10 protein-coding genes are annotated in these 12983 nt (G+C 58.8%); 1 reads left to right on the top strand and 9 read right to left on the bottom strand.

All coding sequences use genetic code 11. The features are described 5' to 3' along the window. Positions 1 to 20: 20 nt before the first annotated feature. From EA20_RS0116530 to EA20_RS0116520, 3 genes are read right to left on the bottom strand one after another with little or no spacing between them, the layout of a single operon-like run. The gene (locus EA20_RS0116530) at positions 21 to 818 is read right to left on the bottom strand and encodes a GolD/DthD family dehydrogenase (RefSeq protein ID WP_024967881.1); all 798 of its coding nucleotides are present in this window, start codon (positions 816 to 818) and stop codon (positions 21 to 23) included. Between the two features lie 10 nt (positions 819 to 828). Next, positions 829 to 1743 (bottom strand): transketolase family protein, encoded by a 915-nt coding sequence (locus tag EA20_RS0116525; protein WP_024967880.1) that lies wholly within the window; start codon positions 1741 to 1743, stop codon positions 829 to 831. Continuing rightward, the gene (locus tag EA20_RS0116520; protein WP_024967879.1) at positions 1743 to 2549 is read right to left on the bottom strand and encodes a transketolase; all 807 of its coding nucleotides are present in this window, start codon (positions 2547 to 2549) and stop codon (positions 1743 to 1745) included. The genes EA20_RS0116525 and EA20_RS0116520 overlap by 1 nt, the downstream gene beginning before the upstream one ends. A 371-nt stretch (positions 2550 to 2920) precedes the next feature. On the opposite strand from EA20_RS0116520, the gene EA20_RS0116515 reads away from it, so the two are divergent. Next, positions 2921 to 3712, top strand: a complete 792-nt coding sequence (locus tag EA20_RS0116515) for a DeoR/GlpR family DNA-binding transcription regulator (RefSeq protein ID WP_024967878.1) — start codon at positions 2921 to 2923, stop codon at positions 3710 to 3712. A 216-nt stretch (positions 3713 to 3928) separates the two neighbouring features. Here the strand turns inward: EA20_RS0116515 and EA20_RS0116510 are convergent, their stop codons facing one another. From EA20_RS0116510 to nirB, 6 genes are all read right to left on the bottom strand, one after another. Further along, positions 3929 to 4369, bottom strand: a complete 441-nt coding sequence (locus tag EA20_RS0116510) for a hypothetical protein (protein ID WP_024967877.1) — start codon at positions 4367 to 4369, stop codon at positions 3929 to 3931. After that, on the bottom strand, positions 4366 to 4722 hold the full coding sequence (locus tag EA20_RS0116505; protein ID WP_024967876.1) for a tlde1 domain-containing protein: 357 nt from the start codon (positions 4720 to 4722) through the stop codon (positions 4366 to 4368). Before EA20_RS0116505 ends, EA20_RS0116510 begins: the two co-directional genes overlap by 4 nt. Next, entirely contained in the window at positions 4706 to 5224 is a 519-nt protein-coding gene (gene tssD / locus EA20_RS0116500) for a type VI secretion system tube protein TssD (RefSeq protein WP_024967875.1), read from the bottom strand. The genes EA20_RS0116505 and tssD overlap by 17 nt, the downstream gene beginning before the upstream one ends. Before the next feature lie 209 nt (positions 5225 to 5433). Then, a complete protein-coding gene (cobA, locus tag EA20_RS0116490; protein WP_024967874.1) occupies positions 5434 to 6273 on the bottom strand; it encodes a uroporphyrinogen-III C-methyltransferase in 840 nt (279 codons plus the stop codon). 12 nt (positions 6274 to 6285) lie between these two features. Then, the gene (locus tag EA20_RS0116485) at positions 6286 to 8907 is read right to left on the bottom strand and encodes a nitrate reductase (protein WP_024967873.1); all 2622 of its coding nucleotides are present in this window, start codon (positions 8905 to 8907) and stop codon (positions 6286 to 6288) included. Then, positions 8904 to 12980: a nitrite reductase large subunit NirB gene (nirB, locus tag EA20_RS0116480; RefSeq protein WP_081772594.1), complete on the bottom strand. Its 4077-nt coding sequence runs from the start codon at positions 12978 to 12980 to the stop codon at positions 8904 to 8906. Before nirB ends, EA20_RS0116485 begins: the two co-directional genes overlap by 4 nt. Between the last annotated feature and the right edge of the window lie 3 nt (positions 12981 to 12983).

Here is a 12983-nt window from a genome sequence, read left to right as displayed (position 1 = left end):
TGGAACACTATTTTTCGGCTTTACCAGATAGTGAAGCCGCCATCGATCATCAGGTCGGCGCCGGTGATCATGTCGCTGCCGTTGCTGGCGAAAAAGAGCACGGCGGCGGCAATTTCATCGGTATAGGCGAAGCGGCCTAAGGGGATTAACTGCTTCATGGCGTCGCCTTTTTCACCGCGCCAGGCTTTTTCCCCCATTGGCGTCAGCACAACCGTCGGCGACAGGGTGTTAACGTTGATTTTGTGCGGCGCGAACTCCTTCGCCATCACTTTGGTCATTCCCAGCAGGCCTGCCTTCGCCGACGTGTAGGCAACGTGATTGTCGATGGCGATGGAGGCGGCCTGCGAGGCGATATTGATAATTTTGCCGCCGCGCCCCGCCTTCACCATCCGCTTTGCCACCGCCTGTGAACAGAGAAACGGCCCGGTCAGATTGACTGCGATCTGCTTCTGCCATTCGCTGAAGTCCGTTTCCAGCACCGGTTGCAACATCACGTAGCCCGCGCAGTTCACCAGGATATCGATCTGTCCATAGTGCGCTTCCACCTGGGAGACGGCCTGTTCTACTGAGTCAGGATCGGTGACGTCGCAGACCACAAACTGCACGCGCTCGCTGTCAAACTGACCGGCCACGTCGCTGACCTTAGCCTGTTCGAAAGCGGGGTAAAGCAGCGCCAGCCGGGCGCCCTTTTCCAGCAGCATCTGGTTGCTGGCCATCGCGATACCACCGAGGCCGCCGGTCACGATCGCCACCTTGCCACTCAGATCCATGTTGGTATCGACGCCGTAGCGCAGATTTACGTCATATTCATTGCTCATCGTTCTCTCCTCAGGCGGCGGCGGCCTGGTTCAGCGTACTTTTCAGCCCTTCGGCATCAATACGGAACTGCCGGCGCAGCGCGGCGCGGCTGCTGCTGTGGGTGAACTCATACGCCGGGATGCCGAGCGGCGTAAAGCGCTGGCGCAGCCCGTGACGCAGCAGGATTTCACCAATAATGCTGCTCAGACCGCCGCTCAGAACATGCTCCTCCATGGTGATCACCTGCTGGTGACGGGCAATCAGCGCTACCACCGCCGCTTCATCAAGCGGCCATAAAGAAGGCAGTGAGACGATAGTGATGCGCGAGTCCTTCGCCGCCAGCGCCTCGTGCGCCAGCGTGCCCAGGCAGAAAACGACCGTCCCTTCGCCCTGCTGCAAAATCTCAGGCTTGCCCGGCTCGAAACGATAATCGTCGTCGTGCAGCACCGGCACTTTGTCGCTGTCCATACGGATATAAACCGGGCCGTTGTGCGCAATGGCGTAGCGGGCGATGGCGCTTGCCTGCACCGCATCCGCCGGCGCGAAAATTTGCAGGTTGCCGAACGTGCGGGCAATGGCGATATCGTTGGTGCAGTGGTGGGTGGCACCCAGCGGGCCGTAGGCGAAACCGGCATTCAGGCCCAGCATTTTCACGTTGGTTTCGGTGTAGCAGATATCATTTTTAACCTGCTCATTTGAGCGGGCAAACAGGAAAGGCGCGGCATTGGCGGTGAAGACGGTACGACCGCTGAGGGCCACGCCCGCCGCCATGCCGACCATGTTCTGCTCGGCGATACCGACGTTGATGACCCGGTCAGGAAAAGCCTTTTCAAAGGGCGCGATTTTCGATGTTGAGGTTGAATCAGCCACCATCACGCTGAGGTTGGCCCCATTATTCTGTTCTTCCACCAGGGTGGCGATGACGGCGTCACGTAGATCTTGCATCAGTTTTCCTCCAGCTCTGCCAGCCCAAGTGCCAGCTGCTCATCGTTCGGGACCGCATGGTGCCAGGCGGGGACGTTTGCCATAAACGAGATGCCATGGCCTTTTTCCGTATTGGCGAGGATCACCCGTGGTTTGCCCGCTGATGGCCGGTTGATAGCGTCAATCAGCGCCTCGGGATCGTGGCCGTCGCACTCCACCACCTCGAAACCAAAGGCGAGCCACTTATCCGCCAGCGGCTCCAGGGGCATGATATCTTCCGTTTTGCCCGCCAGCTGCAGGCGGTTGCGATCGACAATGGCGATCAGATTATCCAGTTTGAATTTACTGGCGGACATGGCCGCCTCCCAGTTCGACCCCTCAGCCAGTTCACCATCTCCCAGCAGGACGAATGCGCGGCGGTGGCCCCGACCGGCGAGCTGATTACCCAGCGCCAGCCCCACACCGATAGGTAAACCATGGCCGAGACCGCCGGAGTTGATCTCCACCAGGTCCGGCAGCTTCTGGCGTACCGGATGACCCGCCAGCAGCGTATCGTCGCCCATAAACTGATCCAGTACGGCCGGGTCGATCAGCCCCATGGCGGCAGCGCTACAGTAAAGGCCGCCCGCGCCATGCCCTTTAGAAAGAATGAAGCGATCCTGATCGGGCCTTTCCGCCTCTCTGTTCATCACCGCCATGTAGAGCGTGCAGATGATATCTACCTCTGAAAGATCGGCGCCGGTATGTCCTTTGCCGGCCCGATGATTCATCTGCAGGACATAGCGTCGGGCCTGCCGCGCTGTCTGTTTAATTGCCTGAATGTCCATCCTCACCTCGTCATCTGTGGTGCCGCAGGCCGGAGCGCTGAGTAGCTTTCTGCGACCTTTCGTTTTCGAATAAAAATATACGCTATCGTTTGATGGCAAATTGTGGGGCAGATCAAATTTCGAACAAAAGCAGTGATTTTCACTAACTTATTGATATACCGTACCTGTACTGCTTACAGTGTGATCTGTATGGATATTTTTAGTTATAAATGGTGCATAATTGCCATTTTCATCACAGTATTATTTTCGTTCGAAAATCAAATTCTCTCCCCGCTACGCTCGCAATCGGCGGGGACGGCGGGTAATATTTCGGCTGACGGCAGGGCTGACGCGGGCTGATGCGCGAAAATCAGGTGAAGGGAGAGTTTCGGTTGAAAAGCAAGAATGAACAGTTAGCGGATATGCAACAGCGACGCGAAAAGATTCTGGAGATGATCCGGGAAGATGGCACCGTCACCGTCAAAATTCTGACCGACGCATTTGGCCTGACGGAAGCGACCATCCGTACCGACCTGCGTATGCTGCAAAAAGAGGGCTATGTTCAGCGGTTTCACGGCGGGGCAACGCTGGTAACGGGCAAGCAGAACACCGGCGCGCTGATGCTGGAACGCCAGACGCATCTCGACGAAAAAGAGGCGATAGGCCGGCTGGCTGCCCAGCATATCGACAATGGGGATACGGTAATTTTCGATTCCGGTACCACGACCACCGCCATCGCGCAGCAAATTAGCCATATCCGTAAACTGTCGGTGGTGACCACGGCGGTAAATATTGCGCTGATGCTGGGAGGCGAGCCGGGGATCAATATTCTGCTGACCGGCGGCACCTTTAAATTCCCCACCCTTTCCACCTCCGGCGAAAAAGCCGCCAGCTTTTTTGAGAACGTGCTGGCAGAGAAGCTGTTTCTCGCCACGGCCTGTATTTCACCCCGGCTGGGCCTGAGCTTCCCCAGCGAGACCGATATCAAAGTGAAGAGCGCGATGATCAAATCGGCCAGCACGGTTTACGTGGTGGCCGACTCCAGCAAAATCGATAAAGTGTCGATGTTCGCCCTGCCCTGTGACTGGAGCAATATTCACTACCTGATCACCGACAGCGGCATTTCAGACAGCGCAATTTCGGCCTTTGAAGCGCTGGGCGTGGAGGTGCTGGTGGCGCGGTAAAGGCTGACCACATCACCCAGGATCAGCAGTGAGGGCGACGGTGGTGACTGGCGTAAAAGTTCGGTTTCCTTTATTTTCAAAGCGGGAAAGCACAGCATGATGGCGAATAATGTCATAGCGGTGCGTCTGAGAAAATTCAGCGCTTCGGCTGAGCTGGTCTGGAAACCAGGGAAGGAGAGAATTAAGAACCCGGCCACTTGCTGGCCGGGAACATTGTTACTTAATCTGACGGGCTTGATCCGCCTTCCATTCCTCATATGTTGCCTCAAGGATCCACAGACAGGTTGCTCCCCTGTCCGTCTCAAGCAGAGCCAGACGCGTCCGTTGATAAAAATCCTCAACCATAGCGTCGGTAGTGAATAACTCAGCCGGAACACCACAGACGATGTCTGTTCCAATCATATGGGGCCAGGTTTTGGCGTCGATGATGTTGAGTGTCTCCAGAACACCTGAGGTATTCTTAGATAACGCTATGGAAAGTGCATCCTCAAGGGCAGCGGCCTGTTTTACGTCGGCTTTGGCCGCAAATTCCGGAACCTTCTCAAGCCAGACTTGATCGCCCGACTCGACGCCCTTCAATAAGCCTGACCAGTCAGTGGCGATTCCCCCCGCCCATACCAGGCAGGGAAACAGCCCTGAAAGCATGAGTCGTCTCATCGGACAACCTCCAGCATCCCGCCTTCGCGCAGAATGCGCCGCCGTGTAGCCCGCGACATAATAATACAGCCCTCAGATGCGAAGCCCGCAGGCTTATCAACTCTCTCGCCGTGAATGCGGAACGCCGACCGGCCAAACGTGTCGCCGGAGGTCTGCTCCAGAATTATCGTCATCGGACCTTTTGACGTTGAGTGCCCGGCGATCCGATACGTTCCTCGCGGAATCGGCCCCATTCCTTTTACATGCTGGCGATCTGGGTTATTTTTGTTGGTCAGACTACCGGAGTAACCCGTCTCCACCAGCTCACTGCCATAATAGAGCCTGCCGGTGCTTTGCTCATATTTCCATTTCATGACCGCCTCCCTGTGGGATAATGCGATCATTCCAGCGGTCTGAATGCATGATATTTCCATCCAAATATCGCCAGGTGATTTTCTCGTACACCAGATCAACAATATCGAGATGGTTACGCTGTTCACCGTATGGGGATTTCACGTTATACATGACAGGCCCGACGCAAATCACGTGTACCCCTTCCATCAGCGTACTGAAGTATTCCACCTCCTGACCGGCATCATTGATGCGGTAATATTTTACTTCAGCCGATGTGAATTTCTGGCCGGTCGTCGCGGCTTTATAGAGATAAGGCGTGGAGGCGTCGATCTTCTTATCAAACGTAAACGGGGAGTGCTCCCGCCTTGCTGTTAGTTTGCCCGTGGCGTCATCAGTTAGAAATGTAACACCATGATTGAGCCCGATTATCTCAATGCTACCCTCACGGCCAGGCATATCGACAGAGCCCTTGACAGGCGTGCCGCCGTCGTCTTTAAGCCACAAATAGGCTGGGATTGCCATTTTCATTAACTCCATGTAAGAGAATTCCATTATAAAAATTGCGTTCGTTACTTACGTAACCAGACCACAGTAGCGGTCAATAAAGCAGCGGTCAATTTTCACGCGAGCGGTGAACATTTTGGCTTTTTTGAAGCTGGCCAATCTGGCTATGTATCAATACTTTTTGTACGTACTGCTTGATCAGATTCTCTTAATGCTTCTTTAAAATATTATCGCAATGCGTGATGGTTCGTTTCCGCCACCGCCTTTGAAGCGCTGGGCGTGGAGGTGCTGGTGGCGCGGTAAAGGCTGACCACATCGCCCAGGATCAGAAGCGAGGGCGACTGCGGCGACTGGCGTTTTACCGTTTCCGCCAGTTCGCCAAGCGTGGTCACCATCACCCGCTGATCGGGTCTGGTGCCTTTTTCGATAATAGCGACCGGGGTATCTGCCCGGCGTCCGTGGGCGATCAGCGCTTCGCTCAGTGCCTCACACCACGTCAGCCCCATATAAAACACCAGCGTTTGTCTGGCGTCCCGCAGGCTGTGCCACGCCAGGTCAGGGCGGCCTTCTTTTCCATGTCCGGTGATAAAGCGGACCGACTGCGCCATATCCCGGTGCGTCAGCGGGATCCCCGTGGCCGCCGCACAGCCCGTCGCCGCCGTGATACCTGGCACTATATGGCAGGCAATGCCCGCCTCGCGGATGCAGCTCATCTCCTCTCCGCCCCGGCCAAAAATAAAAGGATCGCCGCCTTTCAGCCTGATCACCTGCTGTCCGGCAGCCGCCAGTTCCACCAGCAGCTGATTAATCTGTGTCTGCTTCAGACCATGGAAACCGGGCGTTTTACCCACATCAATGCTCAGCGCCGTGGCGGGGATGAGCGCCAGAATTTCAGGGCTGACCAGCCGGTCAAAGACCACGACCTCAGCGTGTTCAATCAGCCTCAGCGCTTTTACTGTCAGAAGATCCACATCACCCGGTCCGGCGCCCACCAGCCACACCGCACCCGCTTTACAGCTCTTAACGCTGGTTAACAGTTTCTCCAGCGACGGAAGTAGTGTCGTCATCGCATACCTCACTCAGGCAGCCGTGCGCGCAAGCGCAATCAGCCGGGTTAATTCTGGAAGGCAGGAGCCACAGTTGGTGCCGCATTTCAGCCGCGCACCCAGCGCTTCTTTCGTGTCACAACCGGCGGCGATGGCCGCAGTTATCTGATTTTCTCCGGTGCCAAAGCAGCTGCAGACGGTGCGCCCGGCGGCACAGCCTGATGAGGCCCGTTCGCTGAGCAGGGCAAAGCGCTGCTGTGCCGTGGCGGGCGGTTCAACAAATGCGGCCAGTACGGCTTCCCGCACCGCCAGCGAAGGATCGCCGCTAAAGAAGGCCAGTTCCAGCTGGCCGTTTCGCCATCCGAGGAGGTGCAGAAAATGCCCACTGGCACGGGCAGATTGTAACGTCACGCCTTCCGTCAGCCCCTGTTGAGCCAGCCATGTCGCTGGCTCGCCCCGATCGGCCAGCAGGTAGCGCGTTACGTCTCCTTCCGGAATTCGCACCCACCATAACGGCTTACGCTCGCCACTCAGGGTGCTTTTGCGCATGTAGAGCGTGCCCTGCCAGTCAGACTGCCAGCGGCTGATACGCACCGCCGTCTGCTTGCTTTCCGGCTGCCCGGAGAGTGGGCAGACTGCCGCAGCCACCAGCGCATCCACCTTGCCATGGCTGGCAAACTCGCTGTTCCAGTGGATGGGCACAAACAGGCTGCCCGGCTGCTGGGCTTCGCTGAAGTGAGCGCGGCAGATCATCCAGCCGCTGACCGACTGGACGCGCATCAGATCGCCGTCGGCGATACCGTAGCGTCCGGCATCAAGGGGATGCAGCTCACCGAAAGGTTCACTGTAATGCTGCATCAGACGCGGCACGCTGCCGGTGCGGGTCATGGTATGCCATTGATCGCGAATTCTGCCGGTATTGAGCGTAAGCGGATAGGATCGTGAGGGCTGAGAGGCGGGCAGACTGGGCGTTACCGGGATCAGCCTCGCCCGGCCATCCGGATGATAAAACTGCCGGTCACCGAACAGCCGGACGCAGCCGACGGGAAAGCGGGCATTCACCGGCCACTGAACAGGATCGAGTTGCTCCCAGGCGCGATCGCTCAGCGATGCCAGCCCGCTGATATCAAATGCCCGGCTTCCTGCGTTTTCATACCCGGAGAGCGCCGCATGCTCGCGGAAGATGGCGGCAGGATGCGTCCAGTTAAATGCGTGCTGAAAACCCAGACGCCGGGCGACCTGGGCGAGGATCCACCAGTCAGGCCGCGCTTCGCCCGCCGGGGCGACAAAACCGCGCTGGCGCGAGATACAACGTTCAGAATTGGTTACCGTGCCATTTTTCTCCCCCCAGCCCTGGGCGGGCAGCAGGATATGCGCCAGCCTTGCGGTATCGGTATGCGCCGTCACGTCGGAGACGATGGTCAGCGGGCAGCGCCGCAGAGCATCCGCTACGGCAAGCCCGTCGGGCAACGAGACCGCCGGATTCGTTCCCATAATCCAGATCGCTTTGATTTCGCCCCGCCCCACAGCCTGAAACAGTTCCACCGCCTTAAGGCCGGGCCGGTCCGCCACTTTCTGGCTCTGCCAGAAACGCTGAAGCCGCGCTACGTTCTGTGGGGTAAAGTCCATCTGCGCCGCCAGCTGATTCGCCAGCCCGCCCACCTCACGTCCGCCCATCGCATTGGGCTGTCCGGTCAGGGAAAAGGGACCACTGCCCGGACGTCCTATCTTGCCGCTGACCAGATGGGCATTGATAATGGCACTGCATTTATCACTGCCGCTGGCGGACTGGTTTATCCCCATGCAATAGAGCGTCAGCGCTGCTGGTGACTGCTGAAAGAGGGTATAAAACCGCGTCACGTCTTCAGGCGGCAGCCGGCAAAAGTCGGCCACTCTCGCCAGCGGCCACTCAGCTGCCGCCTGCAGCGCTTGCTCCACGCCGTTAAGGTGAGGCAGCATGGCGGCATCCAGTGCCTGATGCGTCGCCAGCCAGTGCAGCAGTCCGTTAAACAACGCCGCGTCGCTGCCCGGCCTCAGCGGCAGATGCAGATCGGCAATGTCGCAGGTCGCCGTACGGCGCGGATCAATGACTACGCACCGCATGCCGGGTTTCGCCTGCTTCGCCTGCACCAGCCGCTGAAAGGCGACCGGATGTGTCCAGGCACTGTTCGATCCAGCCAGCACCACCAGATCGGTCTGCGTAAAATCCTCATAGCAACAGGGAACCGCATCCGCGCCGAATGCGCGCTTATAGCCCACCACCGCCGAGGCCATACAGAGACGGGAGTTGGTATCAATATTTGCCACGCCGAGAAATCCCTTCATCAGCTTATTGGCAACGTAATAATCTTCCGTCAGCAGCTGACCCGAAGCGTAGAACGCCACCGCCTGCGGCCCATGTTCACGGATCACCGCAGCAAGACGCTGCGCAACCGCATCCAGCGCCTGCGTCCAGCTCACCTTTCCGCCATCGACCTCGGGGGAGAGAAGCCGACCCTGATGAGTGAGGGTTTCGCCAAGCGCCGCACCTTTAACGCAAAGCCTGCCGTAACTGGCTGGATGCGTGGCATCGCCGGTGACTTTACAGCCGCCCTGAGAATCGACCGCGATCGCCACGCCGCAGCCTACGCCGCAGTAGGGACAGGTACTTTTCATGAGGCCACCGCCTGCGCCAGCGCCAGTGCCTCGCTGGCGACCCAGACGCGGCCCGCCTCCACTTTTACCGCCCAGCAGCGTACCGCCAGGTCGCTGTTATCGGGTGCCCGGCCATCACAAAGCCGAAAGCGCTGTTTATAGAGCGGTGAGATAACAATGGGTTCGCCAGCGCTGTCGCCCAGAATGCCGCGGGAAAGGACGCTGGCACGGGTTCCCGGTTCAATATCATCAAGCGCATAGACCTGCTCATGCAGACGGAACAGCGCAATACGCTGTGCGCCAATACGCGCCCCGATCCCCGCCTGGGGCGGGATCGCGTCGAGCGCACAAACCTCGGTCCAGCCTACTGGCGAAGGAGTATGATTGACCGGCAGCGGCGCAGTCGCTGGCCGGATCTGACCGCGAACCTGTTCCCAGCGGACGGTTTCATCCGGCTGGTCACTGTTAAGCGTTGGTCTGAAGAGCGCCAGCCGCTCCGGGTTTTCCAGCGTGGTTTGCCATTCACACTGGTAGCTTGCCACCACATGTGCCATCTCCTGCTCCAGTTCATCCGCAATGCCCAGTGAATCTTCCATAACCACCTGACGCAGATAGGCCAGCCCGCCTTCCAGATTGTCCATCCAGACGCTGGTTCGCTGCAGGCGATCGGCGGTGCGCACATAAAACATCAGCAGGCGATCCACGTAGCGGATTAGCGTGGCGTCATCCAGATCGCTGGCAAACAGATCCGCATGTCTGGGCTTCATACCGCCGTTGCCGCAGACGTAGAGATTCCAGCCGTTTTCCGTGGCGATCACGCCGATATCTTTACTCTGCGCCTCGGCACATTCGCGGGTGCAGCCCGAGACCGCCATCTTGATTTTGTGTGGCGCACGCAGCCCTTTGTAGCGGTTCTCCAGCGCAATGGCGAAGCCGGTAGAGTCCTTCAGACCGTAGCGACACCAGTCAGAGCCGACGCAGGATTTCACCGTGCGCAGCGATTTGCCGTAGGCGTGGCCGGTCTCAAAGCCTGCCGCCAGCAGTTCCTCCCAGATAGCCGGTAGCTGATCGAGTCTCGCGCCAAAGAGATCGATGCGCTGACCGCCGGTAATTTTACTGTAGAGGTTGTAGCGCTCCGCAACTTTCCCTATGGCAATCAGCCCCTGCGGCGTGATTTCACCACCGGCGATTCTGGGTACCACGGAGTAAGTGCCGTCTTTCTGAATATTGGCAAAATAGCGATCGTTGGTGTCCTGCAACGGCAGATGCTGCGGCTTAAGCAGATACTCATTCCAGGTCGAGGCGAGCAGCGATCCGGCCAGCGGTTTACAGATTTCGCAACCCAGCCCCTTGCCGTGTTGGGCAATCAACGCATCAAAGGTTTTGATATTGCCGACGCGAATAAGATGGTGCAGCTCCTGGCGCGAGTAGGCGAAATGTTCACAGATATCTTTTTTCACCTCCACGCCCAGGCAAGCCTGCTGATATTCCATCACCTGCTTAACCAGCGCTGCACAGCCGCCACACCCAGTCGCCGCTTTGGTACAGCGCTTCAGCGAGGCCATATCGCCACAGCCGCCGGATACCGCCGCGCACACGTCGCCTTTGCTGACGTTATGACAGGAGCAGATTTGCGCGCTGTCGGGCAGAGCGGCCACGCCCAGCGCTTTCGCTGGTGACCCCTGCGGCTGAGGCAGGATGAGCGCTTCCGGAGAAGCGGGCAGCGCCATCTCATTCAGCATCATTTGCAGCAGCGTGCTGTAATCCCCGCTGTCGCCGATCAGCACGCCGCCCAGCAGGCGTCTGCGGTCGGCGGAGACGACGATTTTCTTGTAAATCTCCTGCGGCTCATTGTTCCAGTAATAGCTCTGACTGCCTGCGGTACGTCCGTGCGCGTCGCCAAAGGAGGCCACCTCTACCCCGAGCAGTTTGAGTTTGGTACTCATGTCCGCGCCGGTAAACGCGGCCTGTTCCCCCGCCAGCGTTGAGGCCAGCACTCTCGCCATCTGATAGCCCGGCGCCACCAGCCCGAAGATCTGCCCGTTCCACAGGGCGCATTCGCCAATGGCATATATATCCGCATCGGAGGTGGTGCAGCCGCTGTCAATTTCAATGCCGCCGCGTGGCCCAAGACGAAGTCCGGCGTCGGCGGCGAGCTGGTCGCGGGGACGGATCCCGGCGGAGAACAGCACTAAATCGGTCTCCAGTATGCCGCCGTCGGCGAAATTCAGCTGCAACGAACCATCCGGCTGACGGGCAATTTGCTGGGTCGATTTGCCGGTCAGTACCTGAACGCCCAGCGCAGTAATCTTACGGCTCAGCATCGCCGCACCGCCTTCATCGAGCTGAACGGCCATCAGGCGCGGCGCAAATTCCACCACCGTGGTTTCCAGACCCAGCCGGGTCAGCGCATTGGCCGCCTCAAGACCCAGTAACCCCCCGCCGATCACCACGCCGCGCCGGGCCTGCTTCGCTTTGGCGGCCAGCGCATCCAGATCGTCCAGCGTGCGGTAGACAAAACAGCCCGCATCGTCACTGCCCGGCACCGGCGGGACGAAGGCGTAAGAGCCGGTCGCCAGCACCAGCTTATCCCAGCTCATCTCATGGCCACCGGCCTCACGCACGCAGCGCCGTTCGCGATCGATCGCCACCACCGGGCGATGCGTCCGCAGCTCAATGCCGCTATCGGCAAAGAAGTGGTCGCTGACCAGCGAGAGCGCCTTTGCCCCTTTGCCAGCAAAATAGTCGGAGAGATGAACCCGATCGTAAGCGACGTGACGCTCTTCGCCATAAACCACGATGTGATAGTGAAGATGCAGCGATTTAGCCACCATCTGCTCAAGAAAATAGTGACCGGTCATACCATGGCCGATAACAACCAGTGTCGGTTTGCGCATCTGTTTTTCTCCTGCAGCCCTGGGCTGCGCTGAGTAATCGGGGTCAAGGAGCAGCCGGGGATCGCCGTTGACGCCGCTTTGCATTTTTTCCATCAGTGTGACACTGTCACTTACATCGCCATAAAGCAGCATTCCCACCAGCTGACGGCGGCGGAAAAAAAGGCGGCGATAATGGCGTTCCAGCGGATCGAAGGCTTCAGCGGAGATGAGATCCGGTGCAGCTGAAATCTGACCTGCGCTGAACACCTGTATGCCGGTGACCTTCAGGCGGGTGCCCGCCTCTTCGTCAACAAAATCCGCCACCGGCTCTCCGGCGAGGCGATGAGCAAGCACCCTGGCCTGGGCAAAACAGGGGGCGACAAGGCCAAAGGTTTCGCCTGCGATCTCGCAACATTCGCCGAGCGCGCTGATGGCATTGATGGCGGTGCAGCACTGCCGATCCACCAGAATACCGCGTCCACAAGGAATACCCGCCGCCACCGCCAGTGAGATTTCAGGCATCACGCCGGTCGCAATAACGACCTGACCGGCCGGAATGACTGCGCCTCCCGTCAGCGTGACGCGGTCGGTTTCAATACGGGTGATTTCGCAGGCCAGGCGACAGGTGATTCCCCGCTGATGCAGTGTTTCCGCCAGTAACGCGCCGGCCTGCGGATCAAGCTGACGATCCATCAGCCAGCCGTGACGGTGGATAAGCGTGACGTCACGACCGCGCTGCCGCAGCGCTGCCGCCGCCTCTATGCCAAGCAGCCCGCCGCCGAGTACCACGACCGGCCCGCGTCCCGCCAGCATGCCGTTAACATCCGCCAGGGTACGGAATCCGCTGACGTGCGGCAGATCGCAGCCGGGAATCGCGGGGATGGCCGGACGGGAACCTGTGGCAAATACCAGGCGATCCCAGTGCAGCGTTCTCAGCGCGGTAGTAATAGTTTTTGCTGCTATATCAAGCGATAACACTTCCTCACCCGGCAGAAACCGGATGTTGCGCTGCTGATACCATTCGGGGCCATGCGATACCGTCTCCGCAAACGTTTTTTCTCCGCTCAATACGGATGAAAGCTGGATACGGTTGTAGTTGCCCAGCGGCTCTCGCCCCACCACGGTGATGCGGTAGCGGCCGGGCGCAAGCTGCCACAGCGTTTCCACCATCCGCATCCCGGCCATTCCGTTGCCAATCACCACCAGATGTTCCGCCATCGC

The organism is Pantoea sp. IMH, assembly GCF_000599885.1.
Lineage (GTDB): Bacteria > Pseudomonadota > Gammaproteobacteria > Enterobacterales > Enterobacteriaceae > Erwinia.
Note: the sequence above shows the minus strand (reverse complement) of the source record. Positions and strands in the feature narration are given on the sequence as shown.

Excerpts from the sequence above, each read along its gene's own strand:
- EA20_RS0116530 (WP_024967881.1), bottom strand. The coding sequence starts at position 818 with ATGAGCAATGAATATGACGTAAATCTGCGCTACGGCGTCGATACCAAC.
- EA20_RS0116525 (WP_024967880.1), bottom strand. The coding sequence starts at position 1,743 with ATGCAAGATCTACGTGACGCCGTCATCGCCACCCTGGTGGAAGAACAG.
- EA20_RS0116520 (WP_024967879.1), bottom strand. The coding sequence starts at position 2,549 with ATGGACATTCAGGCAATTAAACAGACAGCGCGGCAGGCCCGACGCTAT.
- EA20_RS0116510 (WP_024967877.1), bottom strand. The coding sequence starts at position 4,369 with ATGAGACGACTCATGCTTTCAGGGCTGTTTCCCTGCCTGGTATGGGCG.
- EA20_RS0116505 (WP_024967876.1), bottom strand. The coding sequence starts at position 4,722 with ATGAAATGGAAATATGAGCAAAGCACCGGCAGGCTCTATTATGGCAGT.
- tssD (WP_024967875.1), bottom strand. The coding sequence starts at position 5,224 with ATGGCAATCCCAGCCTATTTGTGGCTTAAAGACGACGGCGGCACGCCT.
- cobA (WP_024967874.1), bottom strand. The coding sequence starts at position 6,273 with ATGACGACACTACTTCCGTCGCTGGAGAAACTGTTAACCAGCGTTAAG.
- EA20_RS0116485 (WP_024967873.1), bottom strand. The coding sequence starts at position 8,907 with ATGAAAAGTACCTGTCCCTACTGCGGCGTAGGCTGCGGCGTGGCGATC.
- nirB (WP_081772594.1), bottom strand. The coding sequence starts at position 12,980 with ATGGCGGAACATCTGGTGGTGATTGGCAACGGAATGGCCGGGATGCGG.